This is a genomic window from Algibacter mikhailovii (genome assembly GCF_014651495.1).
Lineage (GTDB): Bacteria > Bacteroidota > Bacteroidia > Flavobacteriales > Flavobacteriaceae > Algibacter_E > Algibacter_E mikhailovii.
The window spans coordinates 546,010-561,661 of record NZ_BMWZ01000002.1; the positions used below are offsets into that span (position 1 = coordinate 546,010).

At 35.9% G+C, this 15,652-nt stretch carries 17 protein-coding genes; 6 read left to right on the forward strand and 11 right to left on the reverse strand.

The window, feature by feature from the left end:
* Window positions 1–3: 3 nt before the first annotated feature.
* The 4 genes from IE051_RS05775 to IE051_RS05790 all read right to left on the reverse strand — a co-directional run bounded on the left by IE051_RS05775 (window position 4) and on the right by IE051_RS05790 (window position 3,602).
* Complete coding sequence (locus IE051_RS05775) at window positions 4–1,374, reverse strand: MATE family efflux transporter (RefSeq protein ID WP_189359821.1); 1,371 nt, start codon at window positions 1,372–1,374, stop codon at window positions 4–6.
* Window positions 1,374–2,414: a ferrochelatase gene (gene hemH / locus IE051_RS05780; protein WP_189359822.1), complete on the reverse strand. Its 1,041-nt coding sequence runs from the start codon at window positions 2,412–2,414 to the stop codon at window positions 1,374–1,376. The genes IE051_RS05775 and hemH overlap by 1 nt, the downstream gene beginning before the upstream one ends.
* A 64-nt stretch (window positions 2,415–2,478) precedes the next feature.
* Window positions 2,479–2,640 (reverse strand): hypothetical protein, encoded by a 162-nt coding sequence (locus IE051_RS05785; protein ID WP_189359823.1) that lies wholly within the window; start codon window positions 2,638–2,640, stop codon window positions 2,479–2,481.
* 62 nt (window positions 2,641–2,702) lie between these two features.
* On the reverse strand, window positions 2,703–3,602 hold the full coding sequence (locus IE051_RS05790; RefSeq protein WP_189359824.1) for a helix-turn-helix transcriptional regulator: 900 nt from the start codon (window positions 3,600–3,602) through the stop codon (window positions 2,703–2,705).
* A 188-nt stretch (window positions 3,603–3,790) separates the two neighbouring features.
* Between IE051_RS05790 and hemA the strand changes: the two genes are divergently transcribed.
* The 5 genes from hemA (at window position 3,791) to IE051_RS05815 (ending at window position 9,008) form a co-directional block, all read left to right on the forward strand.
* On the forward strand, window positions 3,791–5,056 hold the full coding sequence (hemA, locus tag IE051_RS05795) for a glutamyl-tRNA reductase (protein WP_189359825.1): 1,266 nt from the start codon (window positions 3,791–3,793) through the stop codon (window positions 5,054–5,056).
* On the forward strand, window positions 5,049–6,623 hold the full coding sequence (gene hemC, locus IE051_RS05800; RefSeq protein ID WP_189359826.1) for a hydroxymethylbilane synthase: 1,575 nt from the start codon (window positions 5,049–5,051) through the stop codon (window positions 6,621–6,623). The genes hemA and hemC overlap by 8 nt, the downstream gene beginning before the upstream one ends.
* A complete protein-coding gene (locus tag IE051_RS05805) occupies window positions 6,623–6,925 on the forward strand; it encodes a DUF1330 domain-containing protein (RefSeq protein WP_189359827.1) in 303 nt (100 codons plus the stop codon). The genes hemC and IE051_RS05805 overlap by 1 nt, the downstream gene beginning before the upstream one ends.
* A gap of 4 nt (window positions 6,926–6,929) precedes the next feature.
* Window positions 6,930–7,955, forward strand: coding sequence for a uroporphyrinogen decarboxylase (gene hemE / locus IE051_RS05810; RefSeq protein WP_189359828.1), 1,026 nt, complete (start codon window positions 6,930–6,932; stop codon window positions 7,953–7,955).
* Between the two features lie 300 nt (window positions 7,956–8,255).
* Window positions 8,256–9,008 (forward strand): UDP-2,3-diacylglucosamine diphosphatase, encoded by a 753-nt coding sequence (locus IE051_RS05815; RefSeq protein ID WP_189359829.1) that lies wholly within the window; start codon window positions 8,256–8,258, stop codon window positions 9,006–9,008.
* Here the strand turns inward: IE051_RS05815 and IE051_RS05820 are convergent.
* From IE051_RS05820 to IE051_RS05830, 3 genes are read right to left on the reverse strand one after another with little or no spacing between them, the layout of a single operon-like run.
* Window positions 9,005–10,273 (reverse strand): MFS transporter, encoded by a 1,269-nt coding sequence (locus IE051_RS05820; protein WP_189359830.1) that lies wholly within the window; start codon window positions 10,271–10,273, stop codon window positions 9,005–9,007. The genes IE051_RS05815 and IE051_RS05820 overlap by 4 nt on opposite strands.
* A 3-nt stretch (window positions 10,274–10,276) precedes the next feature.
* Window positions 10,277–11,971: a single-stranded-DNA-specific exonuclease RecJ gene (gene recJ / locus IE051_RS05825; RefSeq protein WP_189359831.1), complete on the reverse strand. Its 1,695-nt coding sequence runs from the start codon at window positions 11,969–11,971 to the stop codon at window positions 10,277–10,279.
* 45 nt (window positions 11,972–12,016) lie between these two features.
* Window positions 12,017–12,439, reverse strand: a complete 423-nt coding sequence (locus IE051_RS05830) for an OsmC family protein (RefSeq protein ID WP_189359832.1) — start codon at window positions 12,437–12,439, stop codon at window positions 12,017–12,019.
* Window positions 12,440–12,498: 59 nt separating this feature from the next.
* Between IE051_RS05830 and IE051_RS05835 the strand changes: the two genes are divergently transcribed.
* On the forward strand, window positions 12,499–13,089 hold the full coding sequence (locus IE051_RS05835) for a carboxymuconolactone decarboxylase family protein (RefSeq protein ID WP_189359833.1): 591 nt from the start codon (window positions 12,499–12,501) through the stop codon (window positions 13,087–13,089).
* Between the two features lie 171 nt (window positions 13,090–13,260).
* Here IE051_RS05835 and IE051_RS05840 read toward each other — a convergent pair whose 3' ends face one another.
* The 4 genes from IE051_RS05840 to rsmI all read right to left on the reverse strand — a co-directional run bounded on the left by IE051_RS05840 (window position 13,261) and on the right by rsmI (window position 15,644).
* Window positions 13,261–13,560, reverse strand: a complete 300-nt coding sequence (locus IE051_RS05840) for a GIY-YIG nuclease family protein (RefSeq protein WP_189359834.1) — start codon at window positions 13,558–13,560, stop codon at window positions 13,261–13,263.
* 378 nt (window positions 13,561–13,938) lie between these two features.
* Window positions 13,939–14,508 carry a uracil-DNA glycosylase family protein gene (locus IE051_RS05845; RefSeq protein WP_189359835.1) on the reverse strand — a complete coding sequence of 190 codons (570 nt, stop codon included), beginning with the start codon at window positions 14,506–14,508 and terminating at the stop codon, window positions 13,939–13,941.
* Between the two features lie 100 nt (window positions 14,509–14,608).
* The gene (locus IE051_RS05850; protein ID WP_189359836.1) at window positions 14,609–14,953 is read right to left on the reverse strand and encodes a HopJ type III effector protein; all 345 of its coding nucleotides are present in this window, start codon (window positions 14,951–14,953) and stop codon (window positions 14,609–14,611) included.
* 16 nt (window positions 14,954–14,969) lie between these two features.
* On the reverse strand, window positions 14,970–15,644 hold the full coding sequence (gene rsmI, locus IE051_RS05855) for a 16S rRNA (cytidine(1402)-2'-O)-methyltransferase (protein WP_189359837.1): 675 nt from the start codon (window positions 15,642–15,644) through the stop codon (window positions 14,970–14,972).
* Window positions 15,645–15,652 lie beyond the last annotated feature (8 nt).

Sequence of the window (15,652 nt, forward strand, 5' to 3'; positions counted from 1 at the left end):
AACTTAAATCGTGCTTTTCAAGCGTTTTATTTCTGGGTTCAAGTTCTTAATAATTTCTCTATTTAGAAAATATGCCGTTACTAATGTGGCTAAAATATCTGAAATTGGAAATGCCATCCACACACCAAGCTCACCATAAAAGATGGGCATGATGAAAATAAGAGGGATAAAGAAAAAGCCTTGTCTTAACAAAGTAAGCAATAGGGCCTGCTTGGCTTTTCCAATGGCTTGAAAATAGGCCGCACCTATAAGTTGAACAGCAATAATAGGCGTAACCCCAAAAACCCAGCGCATGGCAGGAGGCGTTTCTAAAATCACCTGACTATCATTAGTAAATAATTTAGTTATAGCTTCAGGAAACACCATGAGCAGGACAAAAACAACCGTCGCGAATATTGAGGCATATTTTATGGCAATAAAAATAGTGTCCTTGACCCGATTATATTTCATAGCACCATAGTTAAATCCGGCTATAGGCAAAAAGCCTTGAGTAATACCGTAAACAGGAAATAATGCGAACATGAGCATGCGCCCCACAATGGCATAGGCAGTGACCGAAGATTCGCCACCCAAATCGAATAAAATATTATTCATGAGCAAATAAGTCACACTAACAATAGCCTGCCGCGCAAGAGTCACAAAACCTAAAGAGCCTATTTCCAAAACAATGGATCTATTTAAACCAAAGTGACACCTTTTTAGTTTTAATTCAGAGTTTTTAGATAAGAAAAACCAAAAAATAAATGCAAAACATAATACATAAGCTATTGTTGTTGCCCAAGCAGCTCCGGCCATTCCCCAATCTAAGAGATTAATAAATAGGTAATCTAAAGCAAGATTACCAACAGATGGAATCATCATGGCATACATAGCAAATTTAGGCTTTCCTTCAGCCCGAATTACGGTATTACCCATCATAGAAAGCGCCAAAAAAGGCACTCCGTATAGTACAATTATATAATAAATTTTAGCAGGCTCGAGAATATTTCCTTTTCCTCCAAAAGCAGGTACAATCTCATCTACAAACCCCAAACCAAAAATCACCATGGTTATGGTTAGTACTAGTGTAAGCGTAATTTGATTCCCAAATGTTTTTAAGGCTTTTGACTTTTCGTTTGCACCTAAGGCCCTAGAAATTATTGAAGAACCTCCAACCCCAATGGCCATACCTAGGGCTGCAATAAAAAAAGAGACTGGCAACACCACATTAATAGCAGCAATAGCTGTAGAACCAATCCATTGCCCTACAAAAATAGTATCAACTAATATATTTAAAGACATCACAAGTATTCCTATGGCTGCAGGAATAGCTTGCTTTATAAGAAGTTTTGTAATAGGAAGTGTGCCTAAATCTTGTGACGATATTTTAGCCATTAAACGGTTAATGGCTTGTTAACTACTGCCCACTCTTCTGCCATGTTAGCAATAACTTGGGCAAAATCTTCACGGTCATTTAAGCATGGAATAACAGTAAATTCTTTTCCACCAACTTCATGGAAAATTTCTTCACCTTCCATAGCGATTTCTTCAAGGGTCTCTAAACAATCACTTACAAATGCTGGTGTAACAATAGCCATTTTTTTGATTCCCTGTTTTCCCATGCGCTCTATAGTACGATCTGTATAAGGCTGTAACCATGGATCAAAACCTAGTCTAGATTGAAATGAAGTAGAATACGTACCGTTTTTTAAGCCTAAGGCCTTAGCGACATTTACCGTGGTAATTTCGCATTGGTGACGATAACAAAACTCATGCTGTTCACTTCCTTTTTTAAAGCAGCATTTGCCATCCATTTTACAGTTGCCTTTGGTGATATCACTTTTACGAATATGCCTTTCAGGAACACCATGGTAACTAAAAAGGATATGCTCGTAATCTAAACCATCCAGTTTTTCTGCTATACTTTTGGAAAGCACATTTATGTAATCCTTTCTTTTATAAAAAGCTGGAGTTCGTGTTATTTTTACTTGCGGAAAGTATTCAGTAACTAATTCGTCTACTTTAACATCAATGGTTTCGGTAGTTGCCATAGCAAACTGTGGATATAACGGAATGGTTTTTATCTCAGTACAACCTTGATCAACCAATTCTTGAAGGCCTTTTTTAAGTGTCATGCTGCCGTATCGCATGGCCAAAGCCACAGGGTATTTAACTTTTTCTTGTACTTTTTCTTGAAGCTTTTCAGATAATACAATTAGGGGCGAACCGTCTTCCCACCATATTTTCTTATAGGCTTTTGCTGAAGCTTTAGGTCTTGTGTTTAAAATAATACCTTTAACTAAAAGGGTTCTGGCCCATAAAGGCACATCAATAACACGTTCATCCATTAAAAATTCGCCCAAATACTTTTTAACATCTTTTGGCTCTGGACTATCTGGTGAACCTAGATTGACAAGTAGTACTCCTTTTTTCATATCATTTTTTTAGCATTACAAAAATACGACACAAATTGCAATGATTATATGAAGTACCAAATAATTACTGTTTTGGTTTTTCAATCTGTTCCGGATGATAAAGCTTTGGACGTTCTTCGTTATAATCACACTCCTGAAAAATACCACAAGACACATTGGTACGTGCTAAAGACTTATTATTAACACCTTTATAAAAAGCTTCAATTTCTGGGCTTAAGTATTTCATAATATTAGGTTTTATATCACATTTAGTAGGGCTAAGTTAACTTTAATTACAATTCTAGTATTTTACCCCAATGACATGACATACTTTTTAGGGGTCGTGCCATACTTCTTTTTAAAAGCAGCAATAAAATGGCTTGAAGTGCTGTAACCTACTTTATGGCCCACTTCATTGACATTATCATTTCCCGCTTCTAAAAGTTTACGAGCAACTTCCATCTTATAATCAAATAAAAAACTAAAAACCGTATCTCCATAAATTTGTTTAAAGCCTTCCTTAAGTTTTTTAAGACTTAAACCTATTTCATCGGCTAGTTCTTGTAAACTTGGCGGTTCTGCCATTCGCGAAACAACTATGTCTTTTGCTTTTCTGATTTTAATGACATTCGTTTCATCTACTAAAAACGGACATTGCTCAATATTCGCATCTTCACTTCTATTAAAGTATAAACTCAACAATTCATAAGCCTTTCCTTTAAAATATAAAGGTTTTATAGACGAATTGAGGTTGTAATTTATAAGCTGATTTAATACGATAGCCATAGAAGGGGAAATCACGCCATCTTTATAATACTTTTTGTCCCTATTGTCTCCGCTCAAAAACGTAATATAATCGGCTTCATGAGAAAAAAAACTATGAAATTTTTTAATTGATATTAAAATGGAAACCATCCAAGAATGTGGGTTAATTTCTAAATTTATAGGAAGCTCACGCTGCGGATTATATAACAACAAAGAATTCTCTTCCAATATATTTAATCGGTAGCGCCCTTCATTAAAAACAAACTGACTTGACCCTTTAACGCAAAAATGAAACTGAATATAATCACTATCTATTTCTTTTGCAGCAGATTGCATTTCATTAGTTTCATTTTTATAAGCCAATACTAAAACGCCGTCTTCAACTAATGTTTCATCGAATGAACTTTCAGCGACACTTTTTTCTTTATTTAAATCTTGACTCATTCTTCTTTTATTTAGATTCGTTCTAAATTAAACAATTCAAACCTGCCTAATTCTCTACAAAAATATGACTTTTAGCATGTTTTCCCCAAAAACATCGCTAAAAAACAAAAAACGATATTAAAAGTTCTTTCAGCGTTACTTTTTTCTATGTCATCCATATATTTTTGCTTCACAATTTCAGGTATAGCATGCAGAAGTATAACATTTCACGTAGTAGTTACTTTTATGCCATTGGCTTAAGTTACAAAAAAGCCGATGCTGATATAAGAGGACGCTTTAGTTTAGATGAGGAGTCTAAGCACTTACTTCTGGAACAAGCCAAAGAAAACGACATAGAGAGTTTAGTAGTTACATCTACCTGTAACAGAACAGAAATCTATGGTTTTGCGCAGCACCCCTATCAACTAATACAATTGCTTTGTGATAACACAAACGGAACTGTTGAAGAATTTCGTGATGTTGCCTATATATACAAAAACAAAGATGCTATTGCGCACATGTTTCGTGTAGGCTCTGGTTTGGATAGTCAAATTCTAGGTGATTTTGAAATTATTAGTCAGCTAAAAACAAGCACAAAATTATCCAGAAAATATGGTTTATTAAACCATTTTACTGAGCGTTTGGTTAATGCTGTAATACAAGCCAGTAAACGCATTAAAAACGAGACTAACATTTCTTCTGGTGCCACATCAGTTTCTTTTGCCTCAGTACAATACATTTTTAATAATGTGCAAGATGTATCAAATAAGAATATTTTGTTATTCGGTACTGGAAAAATTGGCAGAAACACCTGTGAAAACTTAGTCAAGCACACCGAGAATGAGCATATTACACTTATTAATAGAACAAAAACCAAAGCTGAACAAGTTGCAGGAAAATTCAATTTAATAGTTAAAGATTATGCCAATTTACAAGAAGAAGTTAGCGCCTCTGATATATTGATTGTAGCAACAGGCGCCCAACGCCCAACGATTGACAAGCACATCATTCAAACTAAAAAACCACTTTTAATTTTAGATTTATCCATTCCTAAAAATGTCAATGAAAATGTTAAGGAACTGGACAACATCTCTTTAGTACATTTAGATCATCTCTCTAAAATTACTGATGAAACATTAGAAGCGCGTAAAGCGCATATTCCATCTGCTGAAGCTATCATAGAAGAAGTTAAAGCTGAATTTAACAGCTGGTTAGAAACCAGAAAATTTGCTCCTACTATAAAAGCGTTAAAACATAAATTGACTGATTTTGCCACTGCTGAACTGGATACACAACGCAAAAAAATGTCTGACTTTAATGAAAAGCAGGCTGAAATAATCAGTACTAAAATTATTCAAAAAATTACCAATCATTTTGCACATCATTTAAAAGATGATGACGTATCTACTGATGAAAGTCTGGAACTTATAAAAAAAGTTTTTCAGTTAGAACAATCTCAAAAATCCAATGTCTAAAACCTTAAGAATTGGCACACGCGATAGTGAATTAGCACTATGGCAAGCTAACATTGTAAAAAAATTACTAGAAGATGCTGGTCACAAGACAGAATTAGTTCCCGTAAAATCTACTGGTGACTTAGTTCTAGATAAACCTTTATACGAATTAGGCATTACCGGAATATTTACCCGAACCTTAGATATCGCCATGTTAAATCATGATATAGATATTGCTGTACACTCCCTGAAAGATGTACCAACGGTTTTACCAAAAGGTATTGTTCAAGCGGCCGTTTTAAAACGTGGCAATGTCAATGATACTTTGGTATTTAAAGATAATGAAGAATTTCTAGGAGCTAAACATGCCGTTATTGCTACAGGTAGCTTACGTCGCCGTGCCCAATGGCTAAACAGATTTCCAACGCATACCATTACAGATTTAAGAGGCAATGTAAATTCACGTTTACAAAAACTTCAAGATAATGTGTGGAACGGCGCTATTTTCGCTGCTGCAGGTATTGGGAGAATTGGTATTAGACCAGAAGAAGCCATTAATTTAGATTGGATGATTCCTGCTCCTGCACAAGGCGCTATTATGATTACCGCTTTAGAAGACGATGACTTTGCCAAAGAAGCCTGTGCTGCTTTAAACCATGAAGAAACTGAAATTTGCACTACTATTGAACGTGAATTTCTTAATAAACTAGAGGGTGGCTGTACAGCGCCTATAGGGGCCTTGGCCTATATTAAAGACGAAGAAGTTAATTTTAAGGGCGTTCTGTTAAGTGAAGACGGCTCTAAAAGAATTGATGTTACACGCGTTAAAAAACTGGGTGAACATAATGATATGGCTCAATATTGTGCCGATTTTGTTATTGAACGCGGTGGTAAGCGTCTCATGGATAAGATTAAATATTCCAATAAGAAAACCAATGTGTTTTCAACAAAGTCTTTCACAGATGACCAGCGCTTATTATTTCATGAAAAGGTAGTTCCTGAAAGTTCTGATTTCATAAAAATTAGTTTGAATCGTATTCATCCGCGTTTCTTAAGAAATGAAATTCAAAACGTTGTCATTACCAGTAAAAATGCAGTAGAAGCATTAACCGCTAATTTTTCGGCTACTGAATTACAATTTAAAAATATTTATTGTGTAGGTAGAAGAACCAAACGATTAGTTGAAAACAAGATTGGAAAAGTTGCGCATACAGAAAAAAATGCACAAAAGCTGGCAGAATACTTAGTAGAATTTATTGAAGGAACAGAAGTAACATATTTCTGTAGTGACATTAGACTGGACGCCTTGCCAACTGTACTAAGTGAAAACAATATTAAAGTCAACGAAGTTGAAGCATACCAAACTAAATATGATAGTTATAAGGTGGCTGACTCTGTTGAAAGTGCCATGTTCTATAGCCCGTCAACCGTGGAAAGTTTTGTGAAAAACAATACTATAGATGTGATTGCTTTTTGTATTGGAGAAACTACAGCGAAAGAAGCTAAAAAGCATTTTAAAGATGTTCGTATCGCAAAAGTACCCACTGTTGAGAGTGTGATTGAACTTGTGAATGAACATTATGTTTGATGATTTACTTAACGGCCTTAATGTTTATAAATGAAGGAAAGGAAGATGTTTTTAAAACATATGAAGCATCGGTTCTTCCTATTTTAAAAGATTATAACGGTAAGTTAATTTATAGAATAAGACCAAAAGAAGAAGATTATATTGAACTTGAAGGTGAAAGGCCTTTTGAAATACATTTTATATCCTTTCCATCTCATGAAGATTTTGTCAGCTTTACTAAAGATGATAAAAGAAAACGTTTTGAAAATCTAAAAATAGATTCTATAAAAACAAGCTTCATAGTTAAAGGAGAAACCTTATAACGGTATGATAAAAAACGATTTATTTTTAAGAGCACTAAAAGGAGAAACCGTAAACCGTCCGCCAGTTTGGATGATGCGTCAAGCAGGACGTTATTTGCCAGAATTCATGGAAATTAAGGCGAAATATGATTTCTTTACCCGTTGTCAAACACCTGAATTAGCCAGTGAAATTACCGTACAACCTATCCGTAGATATGGCATGGATGCCGCAATACTGTTCAGCGATATATTAGTCATTCCACAGGCCATGAATATTGAGGTACAGATGAAACCAAATTTTGGCCCATATTTACCAAACCCTGTGCGCTCACAAAAAGATGTGGATAATGTTATTGTTCCAGACGTTACTGTTGAACTAGATTACGTATATCAAGCCATCAAAGCAACCAAAGAAAAGCTTAATGATGAAATACCTTTGATTGGTTTTGCAGGTTCACCATGGACTATTCTATGCTATTGCGTGCAAGGGCAAGGCAGCAAAAACTTTGACAAAGCCAAAGAATTTTGCTTTACCAATCCAATTGCCGCACATCAGTTATTGCAAAAAATTACCGATACAACTATTGCCTACCTTAAAGAAAAAGTGAAAGCCGGCTGTAATGCTGTACAAGTCTTCGATTCATGGGGCGGCATGCTATCCCCTGTCGACTATCAAGAATTTTCATGGCAATATATTCAGCAAATCATTGATGCTTTAAAAGAAGACGCTCCAGTTATCGCCTTTGGAAAAGGGTGTTGGTTTGCGCTTGGAGAAATGGCAAAATCTGGCGCTTCTGCCCTTGGTGTAGATTGGACTTGTTCTGCTCAAAATGCACGTTATTTAACCGGAGGTAATATTACACTTCAAGGAAATTTTGACCCAACACGTCTGTTTTCGCCACCTGCGGAAATTAAGAAAATGGTACATCAAATGATTAACGATTTCGGTAAAGACAAATACATAGTAAATCTTGGTCATGGTATTTTACCAAACATTGGACTAGATCATGCCAAAGCGTTTATTGATGCTGTGAAAGAATACGGCAATTAAAACACCGCAAAAAATATTCTATTTTGAGCAACCTTAGGTTTACAACCAAACCTAAGGTTGCTTAGAGTAAATCCGTTTATCATTCCAGGGAAAATATTAAAATGCTTATTTTTAAAAATCCGTTAAGGAGCAAACCATAGGTTTCAACATCCTATATCTTCATTGAGTTGCAATCATAATGTAACGAAGTGGTCACTACTTATGATGCGCTATCGTTTTCATTTTTGAATGCTATAGCCGGTTCTTAGCATTAGGTAAATCTTATTAGCGTTATTTCGTGTCAAAAAACTATATTTACACATGCAAATTCCAGAAGGAAAGAAAATATATTTCGCATCAGATAATCACTTGGGAGCACCTACCAGAGCGGCTTCTTTCCCGCGTGAAAAAAAATTCGTTGCTTGGCTCGATGAAATAAAAGAAGATGCTGCGGCTATTTTTCTTCTAGGCGATTTATTTGATTTCTGGATGGAATTCAAAACTGTTGTTCCTAAAGGTTTTACGAGAACCTTAGGCAAGCTAGCAGAAATAAGTGATTCTGGCATCCCGATATATTATTTTGTAGGAAATCATGATTTATGGATGAATGGGTATTTTGAAGAAGAGTTAAACATTCCTGTTTACCATAAACCCGAGGAATTCACCTTTAATGACAAAACCTTTTTTATAGGTCATGGCGATGGCTTAGGCCCTGGTGACAAAGGTTATAAACGCATGAAAAAAGTGTTTACTAATCCGTTTTGTAAATGGCTATTTAGATGGTTACATCCCGATTTAGGCGTTCGTATGGCACAACACTTATCTGTTAAAAACAAACTCATATCGGGTGATGATGATGCTAAATTTTTGGGTGAAGACAATGAATGGCTTGTGCAATATTGCAAACGCAAATTAGAAAACAAACATCGCGATTATTTTGTGTTTGGCCATAGGCACTTGCCTTTGGATATTGATCTTAGTGAAAACTCAAAATATATCAATCTAGGCGATTGGATTCAATACTTTACCTACGGCGTTTTTGATGGTAAAACTATGGCATTGAAAAAATATTAGTCCTCATTTTCATAGGCATTCATATCATCTCTTAAATCCAAATCTCTTAACACAGTATTTTTAGCACCAATAGTCAAAACTGTTAGTAAGGTCATACAACCACCAAACACAACTCCAGCAACAGGCCCCATAATTTTTGCTGCTACGCCACTTTCAAAGGCTCCTAATTCATTTGAAGACCCAACAAACATGGAATTCACAGAAGACACACGTCCACGCATATCATCTGGAGTTTTTAACTGTAATATAGTTTGCCGTATAATCATGGAAACTCCATCAGCTGCGCCACTAATAAATAGCATTAAAACACTTACCCAAAACAAATTTGATAAGCCGAAACCTATAATACTAATACCAAAAATAAACACAGATATTAATAACTTCTTACCGGTCTTATGACTAATTGGAATATACGTGGTAGCAAACATGGTTACTATACTACCCAAAGAAATTGAAGCATTCATGATTCCAAAACCTTCACTGCCTACCTCAAGTACATCTTGAGCAAAAACAGATAAAATAGCAACAGTACCACCAAATAAGACGGCAATCATATCTAAAGTCAAAGCGCCCAAAATAGCTTTATTATTAAATACAAAGGTTACGCCTGCTTTTAAACTATCCGCTATTGGCTCACCAACTTTTTTGTTTAATATAGGTTTCTTTTTAATCTGAAATGTTAAAATAAAGGATAACACTACAAGAATAAACACCAAACACAATGTTTTATCAACCCCTAACCAACTGATAAAGAATCCACCAAAAAGCGCCCCTAAAACGGCTGCCGTTTTCCAAGTACTTGTGCTCCATGTTGCAGCATTGGGATATATTTTTTTAGGTACAATGAGTGCTATTAAGGAAAAAATAGTGGGTCCAAAAAAAGCGCGTAAAAAGCCTCCAAAAAAAACCAAAGCATAAATTCCATAAAGTATCTTACTTGTTGACCATCCTGCGACAATCTTAGGCCATGTAAGCAAAAACAAGCCCAAGCTAATCAACGAAAAAGCCGCTATGCATAAAGCCAACAAGTTTCTTTTTTCCCTTTTATCCACTATATGCCCCGCAAACAGTGCCATGGTGAAAGCAGGAATAATTTCCATAAGACCAATAATACCTAATGACAAAGGATCTTTAGTTAAGCTATACACTTGCCATTCTATAACAATAAACTGCATAGACCAGCCAAAAACCAGTAACAAACGCATGAATAAAAAGATATTAAATTCCTTGATGCGAAGTGCCGCATATGGATCCTGTTTCGTCATAACCTAATCTTGAATATCTCGAAGTTTTAACTGAAGGGATACATTCCCCTGCCACTCGTTTTCATCAATTGAATAAACGGCTTTAAATGGTTTTTCATGCAATATTAAATCAAGCTTATCGCCCATATTAAAGCCAATACAAACAAAATTTTGTGATGACTTAGATTGTTTCACGGTAATTCTTAAATGTGTCTTATCAGCACCAACACATTTCCCATAACCTGTGTCCTTAAGGTCATTGGACATGAAAACGGGCGTCATATTACTAGGACCATACGGCGCAAATTGCTTTAAAATCCTATAAAACTTGGGTGTAATATTGTTTAAATCTATTTGAGCATCAATATTGATTTCAGGAACCAACAGTCTCGGATCAATGGTTTTTGCAACCTCTTCTTCAAAAGCCTGTTTAAAGGCTTCAAAATTCTCTTCTTTTAAAGTTAAACCTGCTGCATATTTATGACCACCAAATTGTTCAATATATGCTTTACAAGCTTCAAGAGCATTATAAACATCAAACCCTTTAACTGATCTTGCCGAGGCTGCCAATTTATTTTCACTTTTTGTAAATACCAAGGTAGGTCTGTAGTAGGTTTCCGTTAGTCTAGAAGCCACAATACCAATAACACCTTTATGCCAATCTTCACGGTAAACAACTGTAGTACTCCGGTGCTCTTCCTTGTCATCTTTAATTTGTTGAAGCGCTTCTTCAGTAATCCGCTTATCTGCATCTCTTCGGTCTAGGTTATAATCATTAATTTCAGCAGCATATTTTTCCGCCATTTCTGAATCCTGCTCAGTTAATAGAGTCACAGCGTAACTACCATGCTTCATACGTCCCGCAGCATTAATACGCGGCGCAACGATAAACACCACATCCGTTATGGTTAACTCAGACTTATCTACTTGGTTTAAAATAGCTTCTATTCCTGGCCGGGGATTGGCATTAATAACACGTAATCCAAAATAGGCCAAGACCCTATTTTCACCATCAATAGGAACGATATCCGCTCCTACGGCTGTGGCTACTAAATCCAAATACGCAGTTAAATCATGAGCTGTTTTTCCTTCTCGAGAAGCTAAAGCTTGAATTAATTTAAAACCAACACCACAACCACATAATTCTTTGTACGGATAGTCGCAATCCTCTCGTTTAGGATCTAATACAGCTATGGCATCAGGAATTTCATCACCCGGTCTATGATGGTCACAAATCACAAAATCAACGCCTAGGGTCTTGGCATAAGCCACTTTTTCAATGGCTTTCACACCGCAATCCAAAGCAATAATAAGAGAGAAATCATTATCTGAAGCGAAGTCTATTCCTTTATAAGATACACCATAACCTTCATCATATCTATCCGGTATGTAAGTATAAACAAGAGGATGCTTTGTTTTTAAGTAGGATGACATTAACGCAACCGATGTGGTTCCATCAACATCATAATCACCATAGACTAAAATTTGCTCATTATTTGCAATGGCTTGTTCAATCCGATTTACCGCGCTATCCATATCTTTCATTAAGAACGGATCATGTAAATCATCCAAACTAGGTCTGAAAAACTTCTTAGCCTCTTCATAGTTTTCAATACCGCGTTGAACTAATAAAGCAGCCAAAACAGTATCAATCTGCAGTGCCTTTTGTAAAGCTTCAACTTTATCAGCTTGCGGTTTAGGCTTGAAGGTCCAGCGCATTAAAAACTAGCAATTAATTAAATGGAATAATTGGTGTAAAACGTTTTATTTAACGTGAAAATGAGTTTCTATTTCAAGTTCTGAAAACTGACGAAACATTTCCATTACGCCGCAATATTTTTCAATTGAAAGATCTACAGCCCTTTGAAGTTTTTTCTCATTCAGTGCACTCCCGTAAAAATGAAAATTTAACGCTACTTTATCATAAATTTTAGGATGTTCATCCGTAAGATTAGCCGTTGTTTCTATTTTAAAATCATCAACTTCTAATTTCATTTTCTTAATTAAAGCGGCCACATCTAGCCCTGAACACCCAGCTAATCCAGAGAGCATTAAGGCTTTAGGTCTATAGCCTTCGCTCTTACCTCCATTTTCTTCTCCTGCATCAATAAACAAATTATGCCCAGATGGATTTGTGCTTTCAAAACGCATATCTCCCAACCATGTAGTAGTTACCTCAACTGCCATATCTTTTAATTATTTTTCGTTAATTGTAATTTCAAAAATACTATTAAAAAAAATAACATATGCCTTTAGTAATGCCTTTATCTGCCAATCATGATTTAGAAACCAAAGAATTAGCAGAATTCTTTAATGAAACTTTGGGTTTTTGCCCTAATTCAGTACTCACTATGCAGCGCAGGCCTGCAATTAGCAAGGCTTTTATTAATTTAAATAAGGCCGTTATGGCAAATGAAGGTCGCGTAACCTCAGCCCTAAAACGGATGATTGCTTGGGTATCAAGCAATGCAACAGGCTGCCGGTATTGTCAAGCACATGCCATACGAGCTGCAGAACGTTATGGTGCCGAACAGGAGCAACTAGACAATATATGGGACTATAAAACACATCCAGCTTTCAACGATGCTGAGCGTGCTGCTTTAGATTTTAGTCTAGCTGCATCCCAAGTACCAAACGGTGTTGATGAAGCCATTAAAAAACGTTTATATGAACATTGGGATGAAGGCGAAATTGTTGAAATGCTCGGCGTTATTTCTTTGTTTGGCTATTTGAATCGATGGAACGACTCTATGGGAACCTCTATAGAAGGCGGTGCAGTGGAAAGCGGGGAACAATATTTAGGAAAACATGGTTGGGAGAAAGGGAAACATGTTTAAAATGAATGTTATTGCTAAAGGTATCATGACCACAAGCAATAAAGTTAATTAAAGTATGAAAAGAACTGGCGATAATTATATGGTTAACCGTCATTACGAGGTACGAAGCAATCTCATGAAAAGAACTACAATTTAACAGATTACTTCAGTCATGCTTTCTTCGTAATGACGTTAGTCAAAATAGAAAAGCCAGCCTTCAGATAAATCACTCCAATCTGGATTGTTAGAATTTATTAAATCTTCCTTTCGTTTCCTGTTACCTGATTTTAATTGTTTTTCTCTCGCTATAGCCCGATTTATATCTGAAAACTCTTCAAAATAGATCAATTTATCGCAATTATACTTGGCAGTAAATCCTTTATAAGTTTTAGTTTTATGTTGATATACGCGTTTTACCAAATCACTTGTCACACCAATATATATAACGGTATTGTTTTTATTGGTCATGAAGTATAGATAAGATTTGTTCATCAGTAAATATACTAATTACTTTAAAATGATAGAGTTGAGTCTATTTTTTCGTCATTGCGAACATAGTGAAGCAATCTCATGAAAGGAACGACAATTTAACAGATTACTTCAGTCGTGCCTCCTTCGTAAAGACGAAAACTATACCAACCTATTAATGATTTTTTTGAAGCTCCGGCAATGCCTCAACTTCAAACCAAAAGTCATTGCGAGGAACGACGCAATCTCATGAATGGAAATTGAATTTGGCAGATTACTTCAGTCATGCTTCCTTCGTAATGACGAATCTATGCGTCATTGCGAACATAGTGAAGCAATCTAATGATTAGAACTCCAATCTAAAAGATTACTTCAGTCGTGCCTCCTTCGTAATGACGGAAACTATACCAACTTTGCAACTCTTTTTTGTAACTCTGGTAACACCTCAACCTCAAACCAAGGGTTCTTAGTCAGCCAAAACCGATTTCTGGGGGAAGGATGCGGTAGCGGTAGGTATTTTGGCAAGTATTCTTCAAAATTATCTACGGTTTCAGTTAGTGTTTTCTTTGCTGCTTTTCCTAAATAATAGTTTTGCGCATACATACCAATCAAAATCACCAACTCCACCTTTTTAAATGCATCAAAAAGTGGTTTATGCCACTGTGGGGCACATTCTGGTCTTGGAGGTAAGTCGCCGGTTTTTCCTTTTCCTGGATAGCAAAAGCCCATAGGGATAATAGCAAACTTAGTCTCGTCATAAAAATCTACTTCTGAAACTTTGAGCCATTTTCGCAATTGCTTTCCACTGGCATCATCCCAGGGAATACCTGATGCATGAACTTTTGTTCCTGGTGCTTGACCAATGATTACAATTTTAGACTCTGGGTGTGCGGGAACTACAGGACGCGGACCTAAAAGTAAATATTCTTTACATATAGCACATTGTTCAATCTCCTGCAGTAGTTGCTTCATGACTTAATAAATTTTGTCATTGCGAGTAACGAAGCAATCTTATAAAATATAACTATAATTCAAAAGATGTCTTCAGTTATTTTGCCTTCCAAATGACATTTTATTTTTGCTTCAATGGCTCTCCCGCAAAAGCAATCCCTTCAAATCCTGTTTTCATGAAGTTTCTAATATTTTGATGTCCGTCTCCTTCTGGCTCCTTTAATACGTCATCAAAATAAAACTGCCCAAAACAAGCCAGTGTTTCTTCTTTAGTAAATCCTTGAACTTTTGCAAAGGCAAATAGCTTACAAGACCCTGAGTTTTGTCCTGCTTCATTTTCTAAATTACCATTTTTAAAAGCTGTTGGCATAAACTCATAATTTTCATCAACAACACTCATGGTTTCAGAAAAGTTAAGCTGTTCTGGTGTATTCCTTAATTTAGTTTTGAAAGCTTCTATATTCATTTTTACGTTTAAAATTCTACTTACTTTTTCCTCCAACAACAACCACTATTTCTCCTTTAGGTGGTTTATTGGTGTAATATTCTAAAACTTCTTTGGCCGTTCCGCGAATGGTTTCTTCAAATAGTTTGGTTAATTCTCTGGAAACTGAAACCGGCCGGTCTTCACCAAAATATTCACAAAAATGCCCTAATGTTTTCACTAATTTATGGGGGCTTTCATAAAAAATAATGGTGCGCGTTTCTTCTGCCAAAAGTAATAATCTCGTTTGGCGCCCTTTTTTCACAGGTAAAAAACCTTCAAACACAAACTTATCATTTGGCAGTCCAGAATTCACCAATGCCGGTACAAAGGCCGTAGCACCTGGTAGGCAATCCACTTCAATATTATTTTCAATACAAGCCCGAGACAATAAAAATCCTGGATCTGAGATAGCCGGCGTTCCCGCATCACTTATTAAGGCGACAACAGTTCCGCTTTTTAATTTCTCAATAATGTGTTCAACCGTTTTATGCTCATTATGCATATGATGGGATTGCATAGGGGTTGAAATTTCAAAATGCTTTAATAGCTTACCCGAGGTGCGCGTGTCCTCAGCCAAGATTAAATCAACGTCTTTTAATACTTCAATAGCTCTAAAGGTGATATCCTTTAAGTTACCAATGGGTGTTGGAACTATAAACAGTTTACTCATGTAATATG

Bases quoted from the DNA above. Each gene is read 5' to 3' on its own strand.
- IE051_RS05775 (WP_189359821.1), bottom strand. From the start codon at position 1,374: ATGGCTAAAATATCGTCACAAGATTTAGGCACACTTCCTATTACAAAA.
- hemH (WP_189359822.1), bottom strand. From the start codon at position 2,414: ATGAAAAAAGGAGTACTACTTGTCAATCTAGGTTCACCAGATAGTCCA.
- IE051_RS05785 (WP_189359823.1), bottom strand. From the start codon at position 2,640: ATGAAATACTTAAGCCCAGAAATTGAAGCTTTTTATAAAGGTGTTAAT.
- IE051_RS05790 (WP_189359824.1), bottom strand. From the start codon at position 3,602: ATGAGTCAAGATTTAAATAAAGAAAAAAGTGTCGCTGAAAGTTCATTC.
- hemA (WP_189359825.1), top strand. From the start codon at position 3,791: ATGCAGAAGTATAACATTTCACGTAGTAGTTACTTTTATGCCATTGGC.
- hemC (WP_189359826.1), top strand. From the start codon at position 5,049: ATGTCTAAAACCTTAAGAATTGGCACACGCGATAGTGAATTAGCACTA.
- IE051_RS05805 (WP_189359827.1), top strand. From the start codon at position 6,623: ATGATTTACTTAACGGCCTTAATGTTTATAAATGAAGGAAAGGAAGAT.
- hemE (WP_189359828.1), top strand. From the start codon at position 6,930: ATGATAAAAAACGATTTATTTTTAAGAGCACTAAAAGGAGAAACCGTA.
- IE051_RS05815 (WP_189359829.1), top strand. From the start codon at position 8,256: ATGCAAATTCCAGAAGGAAAGAAAATATATTTCGCATCAGATAATCAC.
- IE051_RS05820 (WP_189359830.1), bottom strand. From the start codon at position 10,273: ATGACGAAACAGGATCCATATGCGGCACTTCGCATCAAGGAATTTAAT.
- recJ (WP_189359831.1), bottom strand. From the start codon at position 11,971: ATGCGCTGGACCTTCAAGCCTAAACCGCAAGCTGATAAAGTTGAAGCT.
- IE051_RS05830 (WP_189359832.1), bottom strand. From the start codon at position 12,439: ATGGCAGTTGAGGTAACTACTACATGGTTGGGAGATATGCGTTTTGAA.
- IE051_RS05835 (WP_189359833.1), top strand. From the start codon at position 12,499: ATGCCTTTAGTAATGCCTTTATCTGCCAATCATGATTTAGAAACCAAA.
- IE051_RS05840 (WP_189359834.1), bottom strand. From the start codon at position 13,560: ATGAACAAATCTTATCTATACTTCATGACCAATAAAAACAATACCGTT.
- IE051_RS05845 (WP_189359835.1), bottom strand. From the start codon at position 14,508: ATGAAGCAACTACTGCAGGAGATTGAACAATGTGCTATATGTAAAGAA.
- IE051_RS05850 (WP_189359836.1), bottom strand. From the start codon at position 14,953: ATGAATATAGAAGCTTTCAAAACTAAATTAAGGAATACACCAGAACAG.
- rsmI (WP_189359837.1), bottom strand. From the start codon at position 15,644: ATGAGTAAACTGTTTATAGTTCCAACACCCATTGGTAACTTAAAGGAT.